The organism is Streptomyces sp. NPDC028314, from assembly GCF_055565795.1.
The window spans coordinates 1-23,573 of the sequence record NZ_JBVHTP010000016.1; the positions used below are offsets into that span (position 1 = coordinate 1).

The following is a 23,573-nucleotide window of genomic DNA, read 5'->3' on the forward strand; positions in this document are numbered from 1 at the left end:
CAGATGTGGAAGCCCGGTAACGGGTGGAGCTGACTGGTACTAATAGGCCGAGGGCTTGTCCTCAGTTGCTCGCGTCCACTGTGTTAGTTCTGAAGCAACGAACGGTTGCTGGTTTCTAGAGCTAGAACATAACTATAAAGTGTGCTTGTTCGCTCGAAACCGATAGGGTTTCGGTGGTCATAGCGTTAGGGAAACGCCCGGTTACATTCCGAACCCGGAAGCTAAGCCTTTCAGCGCCGATGGTACTGCAGGGGGGACCCTGTGGGAGAGTAGGACGCCGCCGAACAATCTTTCAAAGGACCCTTGGTCCAGCGTTCAACGCTGGGCCGAGGGTCCTTTTTGTTTTTACCTTTTTACGCCGAAGCGCGGCCATGGGTTGGTTGCGCGAGAATGACTAGCGGTACCCCGACGACAGGAGTCACACCCATGTCCAACTCTCCCGACGATCGTCCGGAGCGCGAGCCTCGGCGCAACGACGGCGGTGACAGGGGCGGCTACCGCGGGGGCCGTGACGACCGTGGCGGTGACCGTGGTGGCTTCCGCCGCGACGACCGTGGTGGCCGTCCGACCGGCGCCGGCGGCGGTTTCCGCCGTGACGACCGTGGTGGGCGCCCCGCCGGCGGCGACCGCCCGTCCGGTGGTGGCTTCCAGCGCCGCGACGACCGTGGTGGCGACCGCCCCTCGTTCCGTCGCGATGACCGTGGTGACCGTCCCACCGGCGGTGGCGGCGGCTTCCAGCGTCGCGATGACCGTGGTGGCGACCGTCCCCCGTTCCGTCGTGACGACCGTGGCGACCGTCCCAGCGGTGGCGGTTTCCGTGGTGGGGACCGTCCGAGCTACCCGCGTCGTGATGACGACCGCGGTGGCCGTCCCACCGGTGGTGGCGGCGGTTTCCAGCGCCGTGACGACCGTGGCGGCGACCGCCCCAGCTACCCCCGTCGTGATGACCGTGGTGACCGTCCCACGGGCGGTGGCGGCGGCTTCCAGCGCCGTGACGACCGTGGCGGCGACCGCCCCAGCTACCCGCGCCGCGATGACGACCGCGGTGGCCGTCCGAGCTACCCGCGCCGTGACGATGACCGTGGTGGTTTCCGTGGTGGCCGTGACGACCGTGGCGGGGACCGTCCCAGCTACCCGCGTCGTGATGACCGTGGTGGCGACCGTCCCCCGTTCCGTCGTGATGACCGTGGTGACCGTCCCACCGGTGGTGGCGGCGGTTTCCAGCGCCGTGACGACCGTGGCGGCGACCGTCCCAGCTACCCGCGCCGTGATGACCGTGGTGACCGTCCCACGGGCGGTGGCGGCGGTTTCCAGCGCCGCGATGACCGTGGTGGCGACCGTCCGAGCTACCCCCGTCGTGACGATGACCGTGGTGGTTTCCGTGGTGGTCGTGACGACCGTGGCGGGGACCGTCCCAGCTACCCGCGTCGTGATGACCGTGGTGGCGACCGTCCCTCGTTCCGTCGTGATGACCGTGGTGACCGTCCCACCGGTGGTGGCGGCGGTTTCCAGCGCCGTGACGACCGTGGCGGCGACCGTCCCAGCTACCCCCGTCGTGATGACGACCGTGGTGGATTCCGCGGTGGTCGTGACGACCGCGGTGGTGACCGTCCCAGCTACCCGCGCCGTGATGACCGTGGTGACCGTCCCACGGGTGGTGGCGGCGGTTTCCAGCGCCGTGACGACCGTGGCGGCGACCGCCCCAGCTACCCGCGCCGCGATGACGACCGCGGTGGCCGTCCGAGCTACCCGCGCCGTGACGACGACCGCGGTGGTTTCCGCGGCGGCCGTGACGACCGTGGCGGGGACCGTCCCAGCTACCCCCGTCGTGATGACCGTGGTGGCGACCGCGGCGGCTTCCGTGGCGGTCGTGATGACCGCGGCGGCGACCGTGGCGGCTTCCGCGGGCGTGACGACCGGGGTGGCGACCGCGACTTCCGTGCGGACCGCGACCCGGTCAAGCGCCTGCCGATCGACGAGGACATCACCGGTCACGAGATCGACGCCGATGTGCGTCAGGAGCTCCTGAGCCTGCCCAAGGGCCTGGCCGAGGAAGTCTCCAGGAACCTCGTGATGGTGGCGCGGCTGATCGACGAGGACCCCGAGCAGGCGTACGCGTACGCCCGTATCGCCCTGCGTCTGGCCTCCCGTGTCGCCGCCGTCCGTGAGGCCGCCGGCTTCGCCGCCTACGCCACGCAGAAGTACAGCGAGGCGCTCGCGGAGTTCCGCGCCGCCAAGCGCATGACCGGTTCGGTCGAGCTGTGGCCCGTCATGGCCGACTGCGAGCGCGGTCTGGGCCGTCCCGAGCGGGCGCTGGCCATGGCCGGCGAGCCCGAGGTGCAGAAGCTGGACAAGGCCGGCCAGGTCGAGATGCGTCTGGTCGCCGCCGGTGCCCGGCGCGACATGGGCGAGCTCGACGCTGCCATCGTGACCCTGCAGAGCCCGGAGCTGGCCTCCAGCTCGGTGCAGCCGTGGACCGCGCGTCTGCGGTACGCCTACGCCGACGCCCTGCTGGCCGCCGGCCGTGAGGACGAGGCCCGCGAGTGGTTCGCGAAGACCGTCGAGGCGGACAAGGACGGGGCGATGGACGCCTCCGACCGTCTCGCCGAGCTGGACGGGGTCGAGTTCGTCGACGCCGCGGCTCCGGACGAGGACTTCGAGGACGATGACATCGAGGACGAGGACGAGGCCGACGACGCCGAGGACGACGCCGAGGTGGCTGCCGCCGAGCGCGCGACCGACCAGGCCGAGTACTACGACGAGGACGACGAGGAGTACGAGCCCCTCGTTGACTCCGAGGCCGATGTCGACGTCACCGACGAGATCGTCGTCGAGGACGAGGAGCGCGACGAGCGGGACAAGGCCTGACCGGCTGTCGTATCCCGTGAGTTGACGTGAACTGACGTGAAAGGGCGGTACCCCCACCGGGGGTACCGCCCTTTCGCATGTCCGGGTCCGTGCCGGCGGCGCTCAGTCCAGGCTGCGCAGGACCAGGCCGGTGGCCGGCTTCGGGCCGAAGGAGGTGGACTTCCGGGGCATGGTGACGCCCTGGCGGGCCAGGTCCCGGACCACTTCCTCCCGTACGGGGTGCAGCAGGACCGCGGTGCCGCCGTGGCGCTCGGCCATGGCGACGGTGGCGGCCGCGTCGTGGATGTACGTGATGTGCTCCGGCTCGTCCGGGATCTGCCACAGGGTGTCGAGCAGGGCGGCGTGCAGCACGGTCGCGTCGAGCCGGCGCCAGGCCTCGGGGCGGTCGCGGCGGACGGTGCGCTCGATGAGGGCCGGGTCGGGGTCGGTGACGAGGTGGAAGCGGCCGTCGCCGGTCAGGAGGAAGGCGTTGCCGCGCTCGGCGGCGTCCGTGAGGGCCTCCAGGGCCAGCGGGAGCGGCCCGTCGACCGGGCGGACCCGGAAGTGCCCCTCGACCGCGGCCAGGGCCTGTGCCGGGGGGAGCCGGCGGAGCATCCGGTGGATGGCGCGGACCTGGAGCGGGTAGCGGGCGGTGTCCACGAGCAGGACCAGGCCGAAGTCCCATGGGGTGGGCGAGCGGTGCTCCTCCTGGAGGCGCAGGTACGTCGCCCAGCGGTGGTGGCCGTCGGCGATCAGGGCCTGGCGGTGGCCGAGGTCGGCGGTGACGGCCGCGAGGTCGGCGGGGTCGGTGATGGCCCACAGGCGGTGCTGGAAGCCGTCCTCGGTGGTGGTGGAGAAGAGGGGCGTGCTCCGGGAGGTCCGCTCGACGACGGCGGCCGCGCCCGCGGCCGGGTCGTCGCCGCGGTAGGTGAGCAGCAGGGGTTCGAGGTTGGCCGAAGTGGCACGCATCAGGCCGGCCCGGTCGGTGACCACGTGCGGCATGACGTCCTCGTGGGGCAGCACGATGCCGGCGTCGGCGGCGGACAGGGCCAGGGCGCCGATGACGCCGCGCTGGAGCAGGCCGGCCTTGCGCTGTTCGTACACGTACAGCGCGGGCTCCGGGTCGGCGCTGAGGATGCCTTCGGCGAGCCAGTGGTGGAGCGTGCGCGCGGCCTGCTCGTTGCGTGCCGCGGGCGTCTCGGCCTGCGGGAGGATCAGGCGGACGATGTTGTGCGGGTCCGCGGATTCGAGGTAGTCGACTCCGTCGGGGCGTACGACCACGTCGTACGGCGGTGAGGTGACGGCGGCGAGACTGCCGACACGCTCCGGGACATAGCGCAGTCCATGGAAGGGGATCAGGCGCAGCCCGTGCTCCGCGGTACCAGATGTGGTCATTGGTGCATCGTAAGACGCGTCTCGCGGTGCGGGATGATCGGGGGAGTGGCAGGGCGGCGCAAAAGCGGACAACATCGATCGAAGATCGATTCGAAGATCGTTTGGATGAGGAGCGGACACGATGACCCGGCAGAGCAGGACCACTCCCGCGGGCAGTGAGCGGAATCTCCACCAGGCGTACGACACGGCGCTGCTGGACCTGGACGGGGTGGTCTACGCGGGCGGGCACGCCATCGCGCACGCGGTGGAGTCGCTGGCCGCGGCCCGGGCCGGCGGGATGCACCTCGCGTACGTGACGAACAACGCGCTGCGGACTCCGGACGCGGTCGCGGAGCACTTGAGCGAGCTCGGCATTCCGACGGAGGCCGGCGAAGTCATCACCTCCGCGCAGGCGGTGGCCCGGCTGATCGCCGAGCAGGTCGAGCCGGCGTCCAAGGTGCTGGTGATCGGCGGCGAGGGGTTGCGGGTCGCGCTGCGCGAGCGCGGGCTGGTGCCGGTGGACTCCGCCGACGAGGAGGGTCTCGCGGCGGTCGTGCAGGGGTACGGGGGGCCGGATCTGCCGTGGGGGCGGTTCGCGGAGGCCTCGTACGCGATCAACCGCGGTGCGCCGTGGTACGTGTCCAACACGGACCTGACGATTCCGAGCGGGCGCGGGATCGCGCCGGGCAACGGGGCCGCGGTGGAGGTCGTACGGATCGCCACGGGTGCCGAGCCCCAGGTCGCGGGCAAGCCGCTGCCCCCGATGCACCGGGAGACGGTGCTGCGGACCGGGGCGAAGCGGCCGCTGGTGGTCGGGGACCGGCTGGACACCGACATCGAGGGCGCCTTCAACGGCGAGGTCGACTCGCTGCTGGTGCTGACCGGGGTGACGGACGCGGCGCAGCTGCTGCGGGCGGAGCCGAAGTACCGGCCGACGTACGTGGACCGGGACCTGCGGGGGCTGCTGACCGGGCAGCCGGAGGTGGAGCGGACCGAGGAGGGCTTCCGCTGCGGTGGCTGGACGGCGGTCGCGCTGGACGGCGTACTGGAGCTGCGCGGCGGGGACGGGGAGGCGGCCGACGCCGTGGACGGGCTGCGGGCGCTGTGCGCGGCGGCCTGGACGCAGGCCGGTGAGGGGGCGTGCGCCCTGGACGCGGGCAAGGCGCTGGTGAGGCTGGGTCTTTAGGCCCTGGCCGGTGGCGGTGGCCGGTGGCGGGGCTGGGTCGTCCGGGTGATCCGAACGGGCGGGAGGGTAGGCTAACCTAACTTCCGTGTTGGTCGAGAGTCCCCCTGAACAGAGCGCGGCACCCGTCGCCGCCACCCGCGCACGCCACGGCGTACGCGCCGCCGGTCTGCTGGCCGCCCTCGCGGTGCTGGCGCTGATCGCGGTGGCGAGCATCGCCGTGGGCGCCAAGGCGATGCCCCTGGACCAGGTCTGGCACGGCCTGTTCCACTACGCGGGGACCACGAACGACGTGGTGGTGCGGGACCTGCGGGTGCCGCGGACCATCCTCGGCGTGCTGGTCGGTCTCGGACTCGGCCTGTCCGGTGCGGTGATGCAGGCGCTGACCCGCAACCCGCTGGCCGAGCCCGGCATCCTCGGCGTCAACGCGGGAGCCGCCGCCGCCGTGGTCTCGGCGATCAGCTTCCTCGGGGCGAGTTCCCTGAGCGAGTTCGTGTGGTGGGCCTTCCTGGGCGCCGCGGTCGTCTCGGTCGTCGTGTACGTGCTCGGCGGCAGCCGCAGTGCGACGCCGGTGCGCCTCGCGCTCGCCGGTACGGCCGCCAGCGCGGCGCTGGTCGGCTACATCCAGGCCGTGCAGCTGATGGACAGTACGGCGCTGGACAAGCTGCGCTTCTGGACGGTGGGCTCGCTGGCCTCGGCCAACATGGACACCGTCCGCCAGGTCGCCCCGTTCCTGCTGGTCGGCGCCGTGCTCGCGCTGTCGCTGGGCCGGCCGCTCAACGCGATGGCCATGGGCGACGACACCGCGCGGGCGCTCGGGGCGAACCTGACGCGCACCCGGATCGGCGCCATGCTCGCCATCACCCTGCTGTGCGGTGCGGCGACGGCCGCCTGCGGGCCGATCGTCTTCATCGGGCTGATGATCCCGCACCTGGTGCGGATGATCACCGGGCCGGACATGCGCTGGGTGCTGGCGTACTCCGCGGTGCTCTCGCCCGTACTGCTGCTCGGTGCCGACGTCGTCGGACGGGTCGTCACCCGGCCCGCCGAGCTCCAGGTCGGCATCGTCACCGCGCTCATCGGCGGCCCCGTCTTCATCTACCTGGTTCGGCGCAAGAGGATGGCCCAGCTGTGACCCTGACCGCGAAGCCTGCGAAGTCCGGGCCGCGCGCGCTGCGCGGACCCGGGGCCACATCGCTGCGCGTGGAGCCCCGCGCCCTGCTGGCCGGACTGCTGCTGACCGCCGTGGCGCTGCTGCTGGCCGTCCTGCTGATCGGCACGGGGGACTTCGAGATCGCCCCGTGGGACGTGGTGCAGACCCTGCTCGGCAACGGCACTCCCGCCCACGACTTCATCGTCAACGACCTGCGGCTGCCGCGCGTGCTGGTCGCGGTGCTCGTCGGTGCGGCCCTCGGGATGTCCGGGGCCGTCTTCCAGTCCGTGTCCCGCAATCCGCTCGGCTCCCCGGACCTGCTCGGGTTCGGGTACGGCTCCGCGGTCGGCGCGCTCACCGTCATCATCCTGTTCAAGGGCGATGCCACCCAGGTGGCCGTGGGCGCCGTCGTCGGCGGCGTGCTGGCCGGCCTCGCCGTCTACCTGCTCGCGTACAAGCAGGGGATCCACGGCTACCGGCTGGTCCTCGTGGGCATCGGCGCCTCCGCCATGCTCGTCGCCCTCATCCAGTACCTGATCACCAAGGCCAAGCTGATCGAGGCCACCCGCGCGGTGGTCTGGCTGACCGGCTCGCTGGCCGGCCGGGACTGGGCACAGGTGTGGCCGCTGCTGGTGACCTGCGCGGTGCTCTTCCCGGTGATCCTCGGGCAGGGCAGGGCCCTGAGGCTGATGGAGATGGGCGACGACGCCGCGTACGCCCTGGGCGTGCGGGTGGAGCGGACCCGGCTGCTGCTGATGCTGGCGGCGATCGTCCTGACCACCGCGGCGGCGGCCGCCGCCGGGCCGATCACCTTCGTCGCGCTGGCCGCACCCCAGCTGGCCCGGCGCCTGACGCGCTCGCCCGGGTCCAACCTGCTCACCGGCGCGCTGATGGGCGCCGTCCTGCTGCTGGTGTCCGACTGGGCCTCGCAGCGCGCCTTCGGCGCGGACCAGCTGCCGGTGGGCGTGGTGACCGGGCTGGTCGGCGGTGTCTATCTGCTCTGGCTGCTCGTCACCGAGCGCAAGGCGGGACGTATATGAAGACCTCTAGGAGTACCCAAGTGCAGCGGCTGACCGCGGAGAACGTGACCCTCGGCTACGAACAGCGGGTCATCGCCGAGAACCTGTCGGTGGAGATCCCCGACAACTCCTTCACGGTGATCGTAGGACCCAACGCCTGCGGCAAGTCCACGCTGCTGCGCGCCCTGTCGCGGATGCTGAAGCCGTCCGCCGGGCGGGTGCTGCTCGACGGCCAGGCCATCGGGTCGATGCCGGCCAAGAAGGTGGCCAAGACCCTCGGGCTGCTCCCGCAGTCCTCGATCGCACCGGACGGCATCACCGTCGGGGACCTGGTCTCGCGCGGCCGGTACCCGCACCAGGGGCTGCTGCGCCAGTGGTCGGCCGAGGACGAGCGGATCGTCAACGAGTCGATGGCCTCCACCGGCGTCGCGGAGCTCGCGGACCGGGCCGTGGACGAGCTGTCGGGCGGGCAGCGCCAGCGCGTGTGGATCGCCATGGCGCTGGCCCAGCAGACCCCGCTGCTGCTCCTCGACGAGCCGACGACCTACCTGGACATCCAGCACCAGCTGGACGTGCTCGACCTGTGCGCCGAGCTGCACGAGAACCAGGGCCGGACCCTGGTCGCGGTGCTGCACGACCTCAACCACGCCGCCCGCTACGCCACGCACCTGATCGCGCTGCGCGCGGGCGTGGTGGTGGCGGAGGGGCCGCCGTCCGAGGTGGTGACCGCGGAGCTGGTGGAGCAGGTCTTCGGGCTGCGCTGCCAGATCATCGACGACCCGGAGACCGGTACGCCGCTGGTGATCCCCGCCGGGCGAAGGGCCCGCGCGAAGGCCACCGCCTGAGCGGGGGCCGCGAGAGCCGAGAGCCTAGAGCAGGCTCTTGAGGCGGAGCAGGTCGCGGAAGCCGGCCTCCAGCCTGACCCGGCCGGAGGCCCAGGCCTTGGCGAACTTCAGCTCACCGGCGACCAGCGCGAGCAGGTCGTCACCGGCCATCGCCAGCCGGATCTCGGCCTTTTCGCGCGGCGGGCCGGGGGCGACCGCGTCGACCCGGATCCGGCCGCCGTCGAGCCGGCCGGTGAACGTCCGGTCGAGGTCGGTCACGTGGCAGCTCAAGGACCGGTCGAGGGCGGCGGCGCCGCGCACCTCGCCCTCGGCCCGGGCCAGGTTGTCTGAGAGTTGGTCGAGTGCTTCGCGGCACTCCTCGATCGTAGCCATCGTGATCACGACCGTACCGCAGAGCCGTACGTGGTCGCGGCGCGGTTCGCGGTAGCGTCGGGGCATGACCGACGAAGTGTCCGGGAGCGCTCCGCGAGCCCCTGAGGAGTCCGCGGCGCAGGCCGTGGCAGAGCCGGTGGCGGAGCCCGCCGCGCAGGCCGCCGGCGAGCCCGCGGGGCCCGCGCCGCTGGGTGTCGTACGGACCCCCACCGGGCACGCCGGGGTGGACGCCGTCCTGGAACGGCTGGCGGACGCGGACCACCTCACGGCGGACGGACACGTCGAGGTGTACGAGGATGTGCACGGGGGACTGCGTGACGCGCTGACCGCGCTGGACGCACCGCCCGTCCCCGGACCGTACGAAAACAGGAGCTGAACCGAACGTGGCAGGAGTGGCACGCCGCCGCCTGGACGCCGAACTGGTACGCCGCAGCATGGCCCGCTCGCGCGAGCACGCGGCCCAGCTGATCGCCGCGGGCCGGGTGACCGTCGGCGGCACCACCGCCACCAAGGCGGCCACCCAGGTCGAGACCAGCGCGGCCCTCGTCGTCCTCAAGGACGAGGACGACCCCGACTACGTCTCCCGGGGCGGCCACAAACTCGCGGGCGCGCTGGCGGCCTTCCAGCCGCAGGGGCTGGTCGTCGAAGGGCGCCGGGCGCTGGACGCGGGCGCGTCGACCGGAGGCTTCACCGACGTACTGCTGCGCGCGGGCGTGGCACACGTCATGGCCGTCGACGTGGGCTACGGGCAGCTGGCCTGGTCGCTGCAGAGCGACGAGCGGGTCACCGTCAAGGACCGGACCAACGTCCGGGAGCTGACCGTCGAGCTGATCGACGGGGTTCCGGTGGACCTCGTCGTCGGTGACCTGTCCTTCATCTCGATCGGGCTGGTGCTGCCGGCCCTCGTACGCTGCTGCGCGCCGGACGCGGACCTGGTGCTGATGGTGAAACCGCAGTTCGAGGTGGGCAAGGACCGCCTCGGCAGCGGAGGAGTGGTGCGCAGCCCCGAGCTGCGCGCGGAAGCCGTACGGGAAGTCGCTGCGCAGGCCTGGAAGCTGGGGCTGGGGGTGCTCGGGGTGACCGCGAGCCCGCTGCCCGGGCCGTCGGGCAACGTGGAGTACTTTCTGTGGCTGCGGGCGGGGGCACCGGCACTCGACCCGGGGGACGTCGATCGTGCAGTGGCGGAGGGGCCGCAGTGACCGATTCAGCAGGTGCAGCTTCAGCTTCAGTTCCGGCGGTTCCGGCGGTTCCGGCGGTTCCGGCCGGGGACGCGGGCAGACGTACGGTCTTCCTCGTCGCGCACACCGGACGGCCGGCGGCCATCCGCAGCGCCGAGCTGGTCGTCCAGGGCCTGCTGAAGTCCGGGCTGGGGGTACGGGTCCTCGCGGACGAGGCGGTGGACCTGCCGCTGCCCTCCGAGGTCGAGCTGGTCGCGGAGTGCACCCTGCAGGCGCTCGAAGGGTGTGAGCTGCTGATCGTGCTGGGCGGGGACGGGACCCTGCTGCGCGGGGCGGAGTTCGCGCGCGGCTCGGGGGTGCCGATGCTGGGCGTCAACCTGGGCCGGGTGGGGTTCCTCGCCGAGGCCGAGCGGGACGACCTCGACAAGGTTGTGGACCGGGTGGTGACGCGCGAGTACGAGGTCGAGGAGCGGATGACCATCGACGTGGTCGTGCGCACCAACGGGGACGTCGTCCACCGGGACTGGGCGCTGAACGAGGCGGCCGTCCAGAAGGTGTCCCCGGAGCGGATGCTGGAGGTGGTCCTGGAGGTCGACGGGCGCCCGGTGTCCGGCTTCGGCTGCGACGGGATCGTCTGCGCGACGCCGACGGGCTCGACGGCGTACGCCTTCTCGGCGGGCGGACCGGTGGTCTGGCCGGAGGTGGAGGCGCTGCTGATGGTGCCGATCAGTGCGCACGCGCTGTTCGCGAAGCCGCTGGTGACCTCGCCGGACTCGGTCCTGGCGGTGGAGGTGCAGACCGGCACCCCGCACGGGGTGCTGTGGTGCGACGGGCGGCGCATGCTGGAACTTCCCTCCGGGGCCCGGATCGAGGTGAGGCGGGGCTCGGTGCCGGTTCGGCTCGCCCGGCTGCACCACGCTTCCTTCACGGACCGGCTCGTCGCGAAATTCGCGCTCCCGGTGTCGGGGTGGCGCGGGGCCCCGCACTAGGCACACCAATAGCACGCGCGTTCGGAGAACTCTCCACGGGTGACGTCACATGGCACCGGTGAAACCTCGGTATGGTCGTCCCGTGCTTGAGGAGATGCGGATACGGTCGCTCGGGGTCATCGACGACGCGGTGGTCGAGCTGTCGCCCGGTTTCACCGCCGTGACCGGCGAGACCGGCGCCGGCAAGACGATGGTCGTCACCAGCCTCGGACTGCTGCTCGGCGGCCGCGCCGACCCGGCCCTGGTGAGGATCGGGTCCAAGGCGGCGGTGGTCGAGGGCCGCATCGTGCTGCGCCCGGGCGCCCCCGCGGCGCTGCGCGCGGAAGAGGCCGGGGCCGAGCTCGACGACGGCGCCCTGCTGATCAGCCGGACGGTGTCCGCTGAGGGCCGCTCGCGCGCCCACGTCGGCGGCCGCTCCGTGCCCGTCGGCCTGCTCGCCGAACTCGCCGACGACCTCGTCGCCGTGCACGGGCAGACCGACCAGCAGGGCCTGCTGCGCCCGGCCCGGCAGCGCCAGGCCCTCGACCGGTACGCCGGGGACGCCGTCGCCGTCCCGCTGGAGAAGTACGCGGGCGCCTACCGGCGGCTGCGGGCCGTGGCCGTCGAGCTGGACACCATCACCACCCGGGCCCGGGAACGGGCCCAGGAGGCGGACCTGCTGCGCTTCGGGCTCGACGAGATCGCGGCCGTGGAACCCCTGCCCGGCGAGGACGCCGAGCTGGCGGCGGAAGCCGAGCGCCTCGGCCACGCCGAATCGCTGGCCTCGGCGGCCCAGGCCGCGCACGCCGCCCTCGCCGGCAATCCCGAGGACCCGGAGGGCATCGACGCGAACACGCTCGTGGCGGGCGCGCACCGGGCCCTGGAGTCCGTACGCTCCCACGACCCGGCGCTCGGCGCGCTCGCCGAGCGGATCGGGGAGCTGGGGATCCTGCTGGCCGACGTGGCCGGGGAGCTGGCGGGCTACGCCGACGACCTGGACGCCGATCCGCTGCGGCTGGCCGCCGTGGAGGAGCGGCGGGCCGCGCTGACCCAGCTCACCCGCAAGTACGGGGACTCGATCGACTCCGTGCTGGAGTGGGCCGAGCGGGGCTCCGCCCGGCTGCTGGAGCTGGACGGCGACGACGACCGGATCGCGGAGCTGACCGCCGAGCGCGACGGCCTGCGGGTCGAACTCTCGCAGCTGGCACAGGCGCTGACGGACGCCCGGATGGAGGCGGCCGCGCGGTTCGCGTCCGCCGTCACGGCGGAACTCGCCTCGCTGGCGATGCCGCACGCACGGGTGACCTTCGACATCCGCCAGACCGACGACCCCGAGGGCGTGGAGGTCGGCGGCCGGGCCGTCGCGTACGGGCCCTCGGGCGCGGACGAGGTCGAACTGCTGCTGGCCCCGCACCCCGGCGCCCAGCCGCGGCCGATCGCCAAGGGCGCCTCGGGCGGTGAGCTGTCGCGGGTGATGCTGGCGGTGGAGGTCGTCTTCGCCGGGTCCGACCCGGTGCCCACGTACCTCTTCGACGAGGTCGACGCCGGAGTCGGCGGCAAGGCGGCCGTCGAGGTCGGACGGCGGCTGGCGAAGCTGGCCAGGTCGGCGCAGGTCGTGGTCGTCACGCACCTGCCGCAGGTGGCGGCCTTCGCGGACCGGCAGCTGCTGGTGGAGAAGACCGTCGACGGCTCGGTCACGCGCAGCGGGGTCACCGTCCTGGAGGGCGAGGACCGCATCCGCGAGCTGTCGCGGATGCTGGCCGGCCAGGAGGACTCCGAGACGGCTCGGGCGCACGCCGAGGAACTGCTGGCGACGGCACGGGCGGACGCGTAGCGGACGTGCGGCACACGGTGCGGTGGGGGCCCGGGACGGGACGCGTTCCGGGCCCCCACCGCTTTTCGTCCCGGGGCGTCCGCGCGTCCGGGCGGATCGGGGGTAGCCCGTGTGGGTGAGGCTGAGGGGTGTCTGGCGGTATCTCCTGCGGGATCCGCACCCGTATGGTCCCGGAACGCGCGTGCGGACTGGCATCCTGGGCGACGTCTCTGACTCCCTCACCCTGGAGCTTCGGCCCGTGAGCAGCTCCCCGGTTTCGGCCCCCGTCCCCGCGCAGCCCTACGGGCGGCCCCCGCTGCGCACCGTCCAGGTGCTGGGCGGTGCGGGCGCGGGCAGCAGTGCGCACGTGCGGTCCCTGGCCACCGGGCTCGCCGCGCGGGGAGTACGGGTCACCGTGTGCGCCCCCGTGGAGGCGGAGGGGGAGTACGACTTCACCGGCGCCGGAGCCGAGTTCACACCGGACGCCGCCAGCGCCCTGCGGGCCGCCTGCGCCGGGGCGGACCTGGTGCACGCGCACGGGGTACGGGCCGGGATGCGGGCCGCGCTGGCGCTGCGCGGGCGCCGCCACCGGGCGCCGCTGGTCGTCACCTGGCACGGGGGCGTCCCCGAGGCCGCGGGCGCGCTCGGCCGGATGAGCCGGCTGCTGGAACGGCAGGTGGCCCGCGCGGCGGCGGTGGTGCTGGGGGCCTCCTCGGACCAGGTGGACCTGGCGCGGCTGCGCGGGGCGCGGGACGCCCGGCTGGCGGCGGTGGCGGCGCCGGTGCCCGCCGGGGCCGAGCCGGCCGCCGAGCCGGGCAAGGTGCGGGCGGAACTGGGCCTGGTCGAGCGGCCCTTGGTGATCGCGGTCGGCAGCCTGGTGGCCCGGCGCGGGTACTCCGTACTCCTGGACGCGGCGCGGGCCTGGCGCGCGCTGGAACCGGTACCGCTGCTGCTGATCGCGGGGGAGGGCCCGCTACGGGCCGAACTGGCCCGGCGGATCGAGGAGGAGGCGCTCCCGGTGCGGCTGCTGGGGCGCCGCCGGGACGCGGACCGGCTGCTGGCGGCGGCGGACGTGGCGGTGCTGGCGAGCCGCTGGGAAGGCCGGTCGCTGCTGGCGCAGGAGGCGCTGCGGGCCGGGGTGGCACTGGTGGCCACGGAGGTCGGAGGAGTGCCGGAACTGGTCGGGGACGCGGCGGTGCTGGTGCCGTACGGGGATCCGGCGGCCCTGGCCTCGGCGGTGGCGGGGCTGCTGGGCGATCCGGCCCGGCGGGCGGCGCTGGGCGCGGCGGGCCGGGTGCAGGCGGCGACCTGGCCGTCGGAGGACGACACGGTGGCGCAGGTGCTGTCGGTGTACGACGAGCTGATGGAGCGCCGGCGGGGGTAGCCGTCAGCCCTGGGGGCGGGCCGGCCAGCTGCGCATCGCCAGGTCCACGGCGCGGTGGAGCTCGGCGCGGGTGGCGCCGCTCGCGGCCTGGACCGAGATCCCGTACGACACCAGCGAGATGTATCCGGCGAGGTCGGCCGCGTCGGTGTCGGGCGGTAGCTCACCCTCCCTTTTGGCCTGTTCGAAGCGGTCCCGGAGCCGTTCCTCCGCGCTGTGGCGGCGGGCGGCGAGCTCCTCGCGGAGCGGGGCGGCCGGGCCTCCGGTGGCGAGGGCCCCCTGGACCACGAGGCAGCCGGCGGAGGGGTTGTCCGGCGAGGTCGTGACATCGGCGGCGCCGCGCAGGAGCTGTTCGGCCGTCTCGCGGGCGGTGGGGGCGAAGAGGGCTTCGCGGGTGTGCCGGGCGGGCCCGCCCACGTACCGCTCCACGGCCTTGCGGAACAGGGACTCCTTGTTCCCGTAAGCGGAGTAGAGGCTGGGGCGGCTGATCCCCATCGCCTCGGTGAGCTCGGTGAGGCCCGCGCCCTCGTAGCCGTGCTGCCAGAACACGCGCATGGCGCGGTCGAGCCGCTCGTCCAGGTCGAATTCGCGGGGTCGCCCCGTTGTTGCCATGCCGGATCCGGCCCCTCTTCGCTGTTGCCTACTGATCGGTAGAGTACCGTGGGCTGCTTGTATACCGAACGGTACAGAAGGGTGGGACAGGCGTGACTGGCCTGAAGCGGAAGGTGGCGCTCGTCACCGGCGGGGCGCGCGGAATCGGCGCGGCCACGGCCCGGGCACTGGCGGCGCAGGGCGCGGACGTGGCGATCAGCTACGTCTCCTCGGCCGGCCCGGCGCGGGAGATGGTGGCGGAGCTGGAGGAGGCGGGCGTACGGGCCGCCGCGTACCGGGCCGACCAGGCGGACGCGGAGGCGGTGACCGGGCTCGTGGACGCCGTGGCCGCCGACTTCGGGCGGCTGGACGTGCTGGTCAACAACGCGGGAGTGGTGGTCGGCGGCCGCGTCGACGAGGAGGCCGACCCGGGCGCCCTCGCACGCCAGCTGGCCGTCAACATCGGCGGGGTCACCGCCGGGATCCGGGCGGCGGCGCGGGTGCTCGGGGACGGCGGCCGGATCGTCACCGTCGGCTCGAACCTGTCGGCGCGGCCGGGGTTCACGGGGGTGGCGGACTACGCGGCGACCAAGGCGGCGATCGTCGGCTACAGCAAGGGGGCGGCGCGCGACCTCGGGCCGAGGGGCATCACGGTGAACGTGGTGCGGGTGGGGTCCGTGGCCACGGACATGAACCCGCCGCAGGGAGCGTTCGCCGATGCGCAGCGGGCGGCCAACGCGATGGGGCGGTTCGGGCGGGCGGACGAGGTGGCGGCGGGGATCGTGTTCCTCGCGGGGGCCGGGGCCTCGTTCATCACCGGGGCGGTGCTGGACATCGACGGCGGCTACCTGGCCTGAGCCCCGAAGTCCCCGAACAGTGACGGCCTGGGCGCCGAGGACCCGAACCGCGACGGCCCTGGGCGCCGAGGACCCCGGACACCGCCGGGCCCGGAGACCGCCGGGCCCGGACACCGCCGGGCCCGCGCGCCGTGGGGCGCGGCCGGGGCCGCGGGGCCTCAGGAGGCGGTGTGGCGGCGGGCGCGGAGGGCGAGGCTGAGGGAGAGGACCGTCTCGGGGTCGTCCAGGTCCGTGCCGAGGAGCTCCGAGATGCGGGCCAGCCGGTTGTACAGCGTCTGGCGGTTCAAGTGGAGTTCGCGGGCCGTCTCCGCCTTGCGGCCCGCGTGCGCCAGGTAGGTCTCCAAGGTGGGCAGGAGCGGCGGCTTCGAGGTGGTGTCGTGGACGCGCAGGGCGCCGATCGCGCGGTCCACGAAGGCCGCCAGGTCGGGGTGTTCGCGCAGCCGCCACAGCAGCAGGTCGATGTCCAGGCGGCGGGCGTCGTACCAGGGCCGCGGCGGGAGGCCGTGGGCCGCCGTCGCCGTCTCCGCGGCGTGCCGCAGGCCCGCCGAGGCCGCCGCCCAGCTGCCCGAGACGCCGACGACCACCGCCGGCGGCGCCCCCGCCCGGTCCAGGCCGGCGCGTTCGACCCCGGCGCGCAGCGCGGCGGCGACCCGGTCGGCCACCGGCGTGCGCTCCGACTCGGCGCGCAAGGACACCAGGAGCGGGACCCGGCCCTCCACCGGGCGGACGCCCAGCAGCACCGGGACACCGACCGAAGACAGCTCCTCCAGTACCGCCCGGGCCAGCACCGCCCAGTTGCCGGACGGCCCCAGGTCCGTGGCCAGCCGCATCACGACCGGCAGCAGCGGGCCCGCTCCCGGCTTGAAGCCCAGTACGCGGGCCTGCGCGGGAGCGTCCTCGGCCGAGATGCGGCCCTCCGCGAGGTCCGTCAGGAAGTCTCCGCGGCCGCGCGCCGCCAGCTCGTCCTCCTGCCGGGCCTGCATCAGTACGACCGCCAGCACGCCCGCCGTGCGCTCCGCCGCCATCCGGTGCACGGGGAGCAGCGGGGCCGACACCCCGAGCAGCACGAGGCGCGCCCGGACCGAGCCCGTTCCGTGGCCGCCGCCGGGGACGTCGACCACCACCGCGTTGCCGGACGGCTCCGCCTCGCGCTGGCCCCGCAGCCCCTCCCACACCTGGAGGGGGTCCGCCGCCGCTTCCCCGGACACCGGCCCGGCCGCGTACAGCAGTTGGCCGTCGGGGGTCTCCAGGAAGACCGGGTTCGCCGTGAAGTCGGCCAGGATGCGCAGCACCTGGGGGATTCCGCCGCCGCCCAGCAGGGCCTCCGTGCAGCGCCGGTGGACCTCCTCGGCGCGCTGGAGCAGGGCGTAGTGGCCGTTGACGATCTCGGTGTGGACCTCCTCCGTCACCGCCACGAAGGGGACCTCGCGGTGCAGCTGGACGAGCGGGAGACCGGCCGCGCGGGCCGTCTCGACGAGGGTCGCCGGGAGCCGGGTGAACCGCGGGCCCAGTTCGACGACCAGTGCGGCGATGCCCCGGTCCGCGAGGCGGCGTACGAAGGCACGCTGCTCGGCGGGCCGGGTGCCCAGGCCCAGGCCGGTGGTGAGCAGCAGCTCGCCGCCCTTGAGGAGCGAGGCGATGTTGGGGACCTCGCCGGCGTGCACCCAGCGCACGGTCCGGCCGAGCCGGTCGGCGCAGGCCACCACCTCCGGAAGGCCGCCGCGCAGTCCCGGCAGCTCCAGCGCCCGCTGAACGGTGATCCCGCCCTGGTTGTCCATGTCGCGGGACGCTACCAGGGCCTCAGGCCGGCTTGATGTTGTGGTTGAACCGGAAGACGTTGTCCGGGTCGAACTGCCGCTTCACCGCCGCGAGCCGCCGCAGGTTCTCCTCGCCGAGACCCGCCTCGACCCGCGCCTCGCCCTCGTCGCCGAGGAAGTTGAGGTACACCGCTCCGGTTCTCCAGGGCTGTACGTCGTCTCGTACGTCGCGCACCCACCGCATGCACCGTTCGTCGTCGGCCGGGTCCTCCCAGACGGCGAAGGGGTGCACCGCCCAGGGTGCGTCCCGGTAGGGCACCGGGAACTCCGCGGGCCCGTCGGCGACGGCCCCGCCCAGCGGGAACAGGATGTGCTGGGTGCCCGTCGGGACCGGCATGGAGGCCGCGCGGGCGCAGTAGACGTCGACCAGTTCGTCGGGCAGGCCCGTCAGGTACTCGGCGGACCAGTAGTTCCGCAGCCCCGGCGGGTCGTCGATCATGCACTGGAGGTCGGCGTACGGGATCCCGGTGACGATCTCCACCTCGTGCGGCACGGCCAGCAGCGGCTCCGCCAGCTTCCGCAGCGCCTCCTCGGGACCGGCGTACGTCAGCAGCACACCGCACAGCAAGGTGCCGACCAGGTGCGGCGGGACGAACGGCTCCGGCGGCGCCGTCAGGTGGATCACCCCGCCGCCCGCCTCGGGCGGCGCGGACTCGATGAGGTCCCGGTACAGGCGGGTCATCTCCGCGGCCCGCTCCGGCGCGTACATGAGCATCGCGACCGACATGGCGGGCAGTTCGTGCAGCCGCAGCGTCAGCGCGGTGGCGACCCCGAAGTTCCCGCCGCCGCCGTGCAGGGCCCAGAACAGCTCCGGGTTGTCCTCGGCGGTCGCGGTCACGCACTCCCCGTCGGCGGTGACCAGGTCCACCCCGAGCAGGTTGTCCACGGCGAGGCCGAACTTCCGTTCCAGCCAGCCGGAACCGCCGCCGAGCACGAAGCCGCCGACGCCGGTGGTGGAGGCGCGGCCCCCGGTGGTGGCCAGGCCGTGCGGCTCGCACGCCCGGTCCAGGTTGCTCATGGTGGCGCCCCCGCCGACCCGTACGGCCTTCGCCGCCGGATGCACCGTCACCTCGTTCATCCGGCGCAGGTCCACCACGAGCGCCCCGTCGCCCAGTGCCGTGCCGGCGACGCTGTGGCCGCCGCCGCGCACGGCGACCCGCAGGTCGAGTTCCCGGGCGAACCGTACGGCCGTGACCACGTCCGCCTCGCTCTCGCACTGGGCGATCACCGCGGGCCGTCGGTCGATCATGCCGTTGAAGACGGTCCGGGCCTCGTCGTAGCCCGGATCGCCGGGGACGAGGACATCGCCGGACAGGTCTTCGCGGAGCGCGGTCAGCGCCGCGCCGGTCTTCGATGGGGGAGCCATGGCCGCCCCCTTCCGGAGAGGGGCACACAGGACCCTTCCAGGCTAGGCGGGCCCGGCCCCACCGGCGACCGGCGCCCCGGCCCCGCCGGCGCGTCGACCGCACCGGCAGGGCCCGGGCGGGCGCTGCGTCAGCCCCCGTACGCCCCGCTCGCCGTCAGCCGCAGAGCGGTGTCGATCAGCGGGACATGGCTGAACGCCTGGGGGAAGTTGCCGACCTGGCGCTGGAGCTTGGGGTCCCACTCCTCCGCGAGCAGCCCCAGGTCGTTGCGGAGCGAGAGCAGCTTCTCGAAGAGCCGGCGGGCCTCGTCGACCCGGCCGATCATCGCGAGGTCGTCGGCCATCCAGAACGAGCAGGCGAGGAAGGCGCCCTCGTCGCCCTCCAGGCCGTCCACGCCGCACTCCTCGCCGGCCGTCGGATAGCGCAGGATGAAACCGTCGGGGGTCGACAGCTCGCGCTGGATCGCCTCGATGGTGCCGATGACCCGCTTGTCGTCCGGCGGCAGGAAGCCCATCTGCGGGATCAGCAGCAGCGAGGCGTCCAGCTCCTTCGACCCGTACGACTGGGTGAAGGTGTTGCGGTCCTTGTCGTAGCCCTTCTCGCAGACGTCCGCGTGGATCTCGTCGCGCAGCTCGCGCCAGCGCTCCAGCGGGCCGTCCGCGTCCCCGCTCTCGATCAGCTTGATCGTGCGGTCCACGGCCACCCACGCCATCACCTTCGAGTGCACGAAGTGGCGGCGCGGGCCGCGCACCTCCCAGATGCCCTCGTCCGGCTCGTTCCAGTGGGTCTCCAGGTAGCGGATCAGCTTCAGCTGGAGCAGCGACGCGTAGTCGTTGCGGGCCAGACCCGTCATGTGGCCCAGGTGCAGGGCCTCGGTGACCTCGCCGTACACGTCGAGCTGGAGCTGGTGGGCGGCGCCGTTGCCGACGCGGACCGGGGTCGAGTTCTCGTACCCGGGAAGCCAGTCCAGCTCGGTCTCGCCGAGCTCCCGTTCGCCCGCGATCCCGTACATGATCTGCAGGTTCTCGGGGTCGCCGGCCACCGCGCGCAGCAGCCAGTCCCGCCAGGCGGAGGCCTCGTCGCGGTAGCCGGTGCGCAGCAGGGAGGACAGGGTGATGGCGGCGTCGCGCAGCCAGGTGTAGCGGTAGTCCCAGTTGCGGACCCCGCCGATCTCCTCCGGGAGGGAGGTGGTCGGCGCGGCGACGATCCCGCCCGTGGGGCCGTACGTGAGGGCCTTGAGGGTGATCAGGGAGCGGACCACCGCCTCCCGGTACGGGCCGTGGTACGTGCACTGGTCGACCCACTCGCGCCAGAACTCCGCGGTGGCCGCCAGCGCCTCCTCGGCGTCCGGGGTCTCGGGTGCGCCCTTGTGCGAAGGCTGCCAGCTGATGGCGAAGGTGACCCGGTCGCCGGGCCCGACGGTGAAGTCGGAGTACGTCGTCAGGTCCTTGCCGTAGGTCTGCGCGTCGGTGTCCAGCCAGACCGAGTCCGGGCCGGCGACGGCGACGGTGCGCCCGTCCACCTTGTGCACCCAGGGCACGACCCGCCCGTAACTGAAGCGCATGCGCAGGGCCGAGCGCATCGGGACGCGTCCGCTGACGCCCTCCACGACGCGGATCAGCTGCGGCGCGTGATCCTCACGCGGCGGCATGAAGTCGATGACGCGGACGGTCCCGCGCGGGGTGTCCCACTCCGACTCGAGCACCAGGGAGTCACCGCGATAGCGCCGGCGGTCGGCCCGCGGGGCCGGGGTGCCGGACGGGACCGCGGGGCCGACCCGCCAGAACCCGTGTTCCTCGGTGCCGAGAATGCTCGCGAAGACGGCATGGGAATCGAACCGTGGCAGGCACAACCAGTCCACGGCTCCGTCCCTGCAGACCAACGCAGCGGTCTGCATGTCCCCGATCAGTGCGTAATCCTCGATGCGCCCGGACACGTTGCATCTCCAGTCGAACGGCCACGTCCGCCCCTGAGGGCGCTTGCATTGCGCGTTTGCGCGGTCCCCATGTGTGTAGGAATCATCGCGTCGAGCCCCATGATTCCGGAAGCGGCGTGGTTACGCCGTGTGCCGGACTGCTCGGCGACGATGTGCAGCGATATTCGAGCAGGATATGACGGCACCCTAGTGATCCCCTTAAGTCTCGGAACAATGTGGCTCGGCCAAACGGGTGACCAGGGGGAACGTCCGCGCCGGAGGCCCGGCGCACGGTCGTGCGGAGTGCCCCGGCGCGTGGCCGGAGGCGGACCGGCCCGGGCGCTGATAGGCTGGTACCCCGTGGACCGGTGGTCTGCCTGTGCGAATCAGGAGCCCCGAAACCGCAGCTTCGGCGCCCCCTGAGAGCCTTCCGGTTCGACGGAGGCCGGCGCCGGACGCACCTCACTTCGCGACCACGGGAGCCCCCTCTTGGCGACGCCGCCCGCTGCTTTTCGAAACAGCACAGCCATGACGACCAAGCACATCTTCGTCACCGGGGGTGTCGCTTCGTCCCTCGGCAAGGGCCTGACGGCCTCCAGCCTGGGTGCGCTGCTGAAGGCGCGCGGCCTGCGGGTCACGATGCAGAAGCTCGACCCCTACCTGAACGTCGACCCGGGCACGATGAACCCCTTCCAGCACGGTGAGGTGTTCGTCACCAACGACGGCGCCGAGACCGACCTGGACATCGGCCACTACGAGCGCTTCCTGGACGTCGACCTCGACGGCTCGGCCAACGTCACCACCGGCCAGGTCTACTCGCAGGTCATCGCCAAGGAGCGGCGCGGCGAGTACCTCGGTGACACCGTGCAGGTCATCCCGCACATCACCAACGAGATCAAGAGCCGCATCCGGCGCATGGCGACCGAGGACGTCGACGTCGTCATCACCGAGGTCGGCGGCACGGTCGGCGACATCGAGTCGCTGCCGTTCCTGGAGACCGTCCGCCAGGTCCGCCACGAGGTCGGCCGCGACAACGTCTTCGTCGTGCACATCTCGCTGCTGCCCTACATCGGCCCGTCCGGCGAGCTGAAGACCAAGCCGACCCAGCACTCGGTCGCGGCGCTGCGCAACATCGGCATCCAGCCCGACGCGATCGTGCTGCGCGCCGACCGCGAGGTCCCCACCACCATCAAGCGCAAGATCTCGCTGATGTGCGACGTCGACGAGGCCGCGGTGGTCGCCGCGATCGACGCCAAGTCGATCTACGACATCCCGAAGGTGCTGCACACCGAGGGCCTGGACGCGTACGTCGTCCGCAAGCTCGACCTGCCCTTCCGCGACGTCGACTGGACGGTGTGGGAGGACCTGCTGGACCGGGTCCACAACCCCGACCACGAGGTCAAGGTCGCGCTCGTCGGCAAGTACATCGACCTGCCCGACGCCTACCTGTCGGTGACCGAGGCGCTGCGCGCCGGCGGTTTCGCCAACAAGGCCCGGGTCCAGATCAAGTGGGTCAAGTCCGACGACTGCAAGACCCCGGCCGGCGCCGCGGCGGTCCTCGGCGACGTGGACGCGATCTGTGTGCCCGGCGGCTTCGGCGACCGCGGTGTCAACGGCAAGGTCGGCGCGATCACGTACGCCCGCGAGAACAAGATCCCGCTGCTCGGCCTGTGCCTGGGCCTGCAGTGCGTGGTCATCGAGGCCGCGCGCAACCTGGCGGGCATCGAGGACGCGAACTCCACCGAGTTCGACGCCTCCACCCCGCACCCGGTCATCTCGACCATGGAGGAGCAGCTGGCCTTCGTCGAGGGCGCGGGCGACCTGGGCGGCACCATGCGTCTGGGCATGTACCCGGCGAAGCTGGCCGAGGGCTCGATCGTCCGTGAGGCCTACGGCGACCTGCCCTACGTCGACGAGCGCCACCGCCACCGCTACGAGGTGAACAACGCCTACCGCGGCGAGCTGGAGAAGAAGGCCGGTCTGGTCTTCTCGGGCACGTCCCCCGACAACAAGCTCGTCGAGTACGTCGAGTACCCGCGCGAGGTCCACCCCTACCTGGTGGCCACCCAGGCCCACCCGGAGCTCCGCTCCCGCCCGACCCGGCCGCACCCGCTGTTCGCGGGTCTGGTCAAGGCCGCGGTGGAGCGCCAGCAGTCGGCCAAGTGAGCCTGCGGGACCTGACGGTCTGACCGCATAACGTAGACAGCCGGGGTACGGAGATCCGTACCCCGGCTGTCGCACGTTGTGGAGGGCATTCGGGATGGGCATCGACATCAAGGACACGCCGGAAACCTGGGAGACGGTGTCGACCCGGCGGCCGTTCGAGGGCGCGAAGACGGCGGTGAACTCCGACGTGGTCCGCATGCCGGACGGCGCGACGGTCCGCCGGGACTACCAGGTGCACCCGGGCTCGGTCTGCGTCCTGGCCCTGGACGAGGACGGGCAGGTGCTGGTGCTGAGGCAGTACCGGCACCCGGTGCGGTGGAAGCTGTGGGAGCTGCCCGCGGGGCTGCTCGACGTGCCGGGCGAGAACCCGCTGCACGCGGCGCAGCGGGAGCTGTACGAGGAGACGCACGTGAAGGCCGGCGACTGGCGGGTGCTGGTCGACTTCTTCGCGTCGCCCGGCGGGTCCGACGAGGCGATCCGGGTGTTCCTGGCGCGGGACCTGGCGGAGGCCGAGGGGGAGCGCTTCCAGGTGTCGGAGGAGGAGGCGGACATGGAGTTCGCCCGGGTTCCGGTAGCGGAGCTGGTACGGGGGATCCTGGCGGGCGAGGTGGCGAACCCGGGCCTGGTGTCAGGGGTGCTGGCGCTGTCCGCCGCCCTCGCCTCCGAGGGCGGCCTCGACACCCTGCGGCCGGCGCAGGCCCCCTGGCCGGCCCGGCCGTACGAGGCGTAG

Annotated in this window: 19 protein-coding genes, 1 rRNA gene and 1 pseudogene; 15 read left to right on the forward strand and 6 right to left on the reverse strand. The window is 73.0% G+C overall.

Annotated elements, in window-relative coordinates; all coding sequences use genetic code 11:
• The first annotated feature begins 169 nt into the window (after window positions 1–169).
• The 3 genes and pseudogenes from rrf to ACZ4TG_RS30745 all read left to right on the forward strand — a co-directional run bounded on the left by rrf (window position 170) and on the right by ACZ4TG_RS30745 (window position 2,868).
• Window positions 170–286 (forward strand): 5S ribosomal RNA (gene rrf, locus ACZ4TG_RS30735).
• A 338-nt stretch (window positions 287–624) separates the two neighbouring features.
• Window positions 625–1,689: pseudogene (locus tag ACZ4TG_RS30740) on the forward strand (hypothetical protein); the annotation flags it as partial.
• A gap of 321 nt (window positions 1,690–2,010) precedes the next feature.
• Window positions 2,011–2,868: a tetratricopeptide repeat protein gene (locus ACZ4TG_RS30745; protein WP_468169413.1), complete on the forward strand. Its 858-nt coding sequence runs from the start codon at window positions 2,011–2,013 to the stop codon at window positions 2,866–2,868.
• 102 nt (window positions 2,869–2,970) lie between these two features.
• Here the strand turns inward: ACZ4TG_RS30745 and ACZ4TG_RS30750 are convergent, their stop codons facing one another.
• Window positions 2,971–4,242 (reverse strand): DUF1015 family protein, encoded by a 1,272-nt coding sequence (locus ACZ4TG_RS30750; RefSeq protein ID WP_468168913.1) that lies wholly within the window; start codon window positions 4,240–4,242, stop codon window positions 2,971–2,973.
• Window positions 4,243–4,363: 121 nt separating this feature from the next.
• Between ACZ4TG_RS30750 and ACZ4TG_RS30755 the strand changes: the two genes are divergently transcribed.
• The 4 genes from ACZ4TG_RS30755 to ACZ4TG_RS30770 all read left to right on the forward strand — a co-directional run bounded on the left by ACZ4TG_RS30755 (window position 4,364) and on the right by ACZ4TG_RS30770 (window position 8,421).
• The gene (locus tag ACZ4TG_RS30755) at window positions 4,364–5,407 is read left to right on the forward strand and encodes an HAD hydrolase-like protein (RefSeq protein ID WP_468168916.1); all 1,044 of its coding nucleotides are present in this window, start codon (window positions 4,364–4,366) and stop codon (window positions 5,405–5,407) included.
• Between the two features lie 85 nt (window positions 5,408–5,492).
• On the forward strand, window positions 5,493–6,539 hold the full coding sequence (locus ACZ4TG_RS30760; protein ID WP_468168919.1) for a FecCD family ABC transporter permease: 1,047 nt from the start codon (window positions 5,493–5,495) through the stop codon (window positions 6,537–6,539).
• Window positions 6,536–7,597 (forward strand): FecCD family ABC transporter permease, encoded by a 1,062-nt coding sequence (locus ACZ4TG_RS30765; RefSeq protein WP_468168922.1) that lies wholly within the window; start codon window positions 6,536–6,538, stop codon window positions 7,595–7,597. Before ACZ4TG_RS30760 ends, ACZ4TG_RS30765 begins: the two co-directional genes overlap by 4 nt.
• Window positions 7,594–8,421 (forward strand): ABC transporter ATP-binding protein, encoded by an 828-nt coding sequence (locus ACZ4TG_RS30770; RefSeq protein ID WP_468168925.1) that lies wholly within the window; start codon window positions 7,594–7,596, stop codon window positions 8,419–8,421. Before ACZ4TG_RS30765 ends, ACZ4TG_RS30770 begins: the two co-directional genes overlap by 4 nt.
• Window positions 8,422–8,445: 24 nt before the next feature.
• Here the strand turns inward: ACZ4TG_RS30770 and ACZ4TG_RS30775 are convergent, their stop codons facing one another.
• Window positions 8,446–8,793, reverse strand: coding sequence for an SCP2 sterol-binding domain-containing protein (locus ACZ4TG_RS30775; protein WP_468169416.1), 348 nt, complete (start codon window positions 8,791–8,793; stop codon window positions 8,446–8,448).
• A gap of 64 nt (window positions 8,794–8,857) precedes the next feature.
• On the opposite strand from ACZ4TG_RS30775, the gene ACZ4TG_RS30780 reads away from it, so the two are divergent.
• The 5 genes from ACZ4TG_RS30780 (at window position 8,858) to ACZ4TG_RS30800 (ending at window position 14,136) form a co-directional block, all read left to right on the forward strand.
• Entirely contained in the window at window positions 8,858–9,169 is a 312-nt protein-coding gene (locus ACZ4TG_RS30780) for a hypothetical protein (protein ID WP_468168928.1), read from the forward strand.
• 7 nt (window positions 9,170–9,176) lie between these two features.
• Complete coding sequence (locus tag ACZ4TG_RS30785; protein WP_468168931.1) at window positions 9,177–9,992, forward strand: TlyA family RNA methyltransferase; 816 nt, start codon at window positions 9,177–9,179, stop codon at window positions 9,990–9,992.
• The gene (locus ACZ4TG_RS30790) at window positions 9,989–10,960 is read left to right on the forward strand and encodes an NAD kinase (protein WP_468168934.1); all 972 of its coding nucleotides are present in this window, start codon (window positions 9,989–9,991) and stop codon (window positions 10,958–10,960) included. Before ACZ4TG_RS30785 ends, ACZ4TG_RS30790 begins: the two co-directional genes overlap by 4 nt.
• Before the next feature lie 94 nt (window positions 10,961–11,054).
• The gene (gene recN / locus ACZ4TG_RS30795) at window positions 11,055–12,773 is read left to right on the forward strand and encodes a DNA repair protein RecN (RefSeq protein ID WP_468169419.1); all 1,719 of its coding nucleotides are present in this window, start codon (window positions 11,055–11,057) and stop codon (window positions 12,771–12,773) included.
• A 238-nt stretch (window positions 12,774–13,011) separates the two neighbouring features.
• Window positions 13,012–14,136, forward strand: coding sequence for a glycosyltransferase family 4 protein (locus ACZ4TG_RS30800; RefSeq protein ID WP_468168937.1), 1,125 nt, complete (start codon window positions 13,012–13,014; stop codon window positions 14,134–14,136).
• Between the two features lie 3 nt (window positions 14,137–14,139).
• Here ACZ4TG_RS30800 and ACZ4TG_RS30805 read toward each other — a convergent pair whose 3' ends face one another.
• On the reverse strand, window positions 14,140–14,745 hold the full coding sequence (locus ACZ4TG_RS30805; RefSeq protein ID WP_468168940.1) for a TetR/AcrR family transcriptional regulator: 606 nt from the start codon (window positions 14,743–14,745) through the stop codon (window positions 14,140–14,142).
• A 92-nt stretch (window positions 14,746–14,837) separates the two neighbouring features.
• On the opposite strand from ACZ4TG_RS30805, the gene ACZ4TG_RS30810 reads away from it, so the two are divergent.
• A complete protein-coding gene (locus ACZ4TG_RS30810) occupies window positions 14,838–15,581 on the forward strand; it encodes an SDR family NAD(P)-dependent oxidoreductase (RefSeq protein WP_468168942.1) in 744 nt (247 codons plus the stop codon).
• A gap of 158 nt (window positions 15,582–15,739) precedes the next feature.
• On the opposite strand, the gene ACZ4TG_RS30815 is transcribed toward ACZ4TG_RS30810, so the two are convergent.
• The 3 genes from ACZ4TG_RS30815 to ACZ4TG_RS30825 form a co-directional block, all read right to left on the reverse strand.
• Window positions 15,740–17,359, reverse strand: coding sequence for a PucR family transcriptional regulator (locus tag ACZ4TG_RS30815; RefSeq protein ID WP_468168945.1), 1,620 nt, complete (start codon window positions 17,357–17,359; stop codon window positions 15,740–15,742).
• Between the two features lie 22 nt (window positions 17,360–17,381).
• On the reverse strand, window positions 17,382–18,764 hold the full coding sequence (locus tag ACZ4TG_RS30820; RefSeq protein ID WP_468168948.1) for an FAD-binding oxidoreductase: 1,383 nt from the start codon (window positions 18,762–18,764) through the stop codon (window positions 17,382–17,384).
• A 128-nt stretch (window positions 18,765–18,892) separates the two neighbouring features.
• A complete protein-coding gene (locus ACZ4TG_RS30825) occupies window positions 18,893–20,698 on the reverse strand; it encodes a glycoside hydrolase family 15 protein (protein WP_468168951.1) in 1,806 nt (601 codons plus the stop codon).
• Window positions 20,699–21,205: 507 nt separating this feature from the next.
• On the opposite strand from ACZ4TG_RS30825, the gene ACZ4TG_RS30830 reads away from it, so the two are divergent.
• A complete protein-coding gene (locus tag ACZ4TG_RS30830; protein ID WP_468168954.1) occupies window positions 21,206–22,843 on the forward strand; it encodes a CTP synthase in 1,638 nt (545 codons plus the stop codon).
• A 100-nt stretch (window positions 22,844–22,943) separates the two neighbouring features.
• Complete coding sequence (locus tag ACZ4TG_RS30835; protein WP_468169422.1) at window positions 22,944–23,573, forward strand: NUDIX domain-containing protein; 630 nt, start codon at window positions 22,944–22,946, stop codon at window positions 23,571–23,573.

What these genes read in the sequence shown, in the direction of transcription:
- ACZ4TG_RS30750 (WP_468168913.1), bottom strand. Translation starts at nt 4,242, where the DNA reads ATGACCACATCTGGTACCGCGGAGCACGGGCTGCGCCTGATCCCCTTC.
- ACZ4TG_RS30755 (WP_468168916.1), top strand. Translation starts at nt 4,364, where the DNA reads ATGACCCGGCAGAGCAGGACCACTCCCGCGGGCAGTGAGCGGAATCTC.
- ACZ4TG_RS30770 (WP_468168925.1), top strand. Translation starts at nt 7,594, where the DNA reads ATGAAGACCTCTAGGAGTACCCAAGTGCAGCGGCTGACCGCGGAGAAC.
- ACZ4TG_RS30775 (WP_468169416.1), bottom strand. Translation starts at nt 8,793, where the DNA reads ATGGCTACGATCGAGGAGTGCCGCGAAGCACTCGACCAACTCTCAGAC.
- ACZ4TG_RS30780 (WP_468168928.1), top strand. Translation starts at nt 8,858, where the DNA reads ATGACCGACGAAGTGTCCGGGAGCGCTCCGCGAGCCCCTGAGGAGTCC.
- recN (WP_468169419.1), top strand. Translation starts at nt 11,055, where the DNA reads ATGCGGATACGGTCGCTCGGGGTCATCGACGACGCGGTGGTCGAGCTG.
- ACZ4TG_RS30805 (WP_468168940.1), bottom strand. Translation starts at nt 14,745, where the DNA reads ATGGCAACAACGGGGCGACCCCGCGAATTCGACCTGGACGAGCGGCTC.
- ACZ4TG_RS30815 (WP_468168945.1), bottom strand. Translation starts at nt 17,359, where the DNA reads ATGGACAACCAGGGCGGGATCACCGTTCAGCGGGCGCTGGAGCTGCCG.
- ACZ4TG_RS30820 (WP_468168948.1), bottom strand. Translation starts at nt 18,764, where the DNA reads ATGGCTCCCCCATCGAAGACCGGCGCGGCGCTGACCGCGCTCCGCGAA.
- ACZ4TG_RS30830 (WP_468168954.1), top strand. Translation starts at nt 21,206, where the DNA reads ATGACGACCAAGCACATCTTCGTCACCGGGGGTGTCGCTTCGTCCCTC.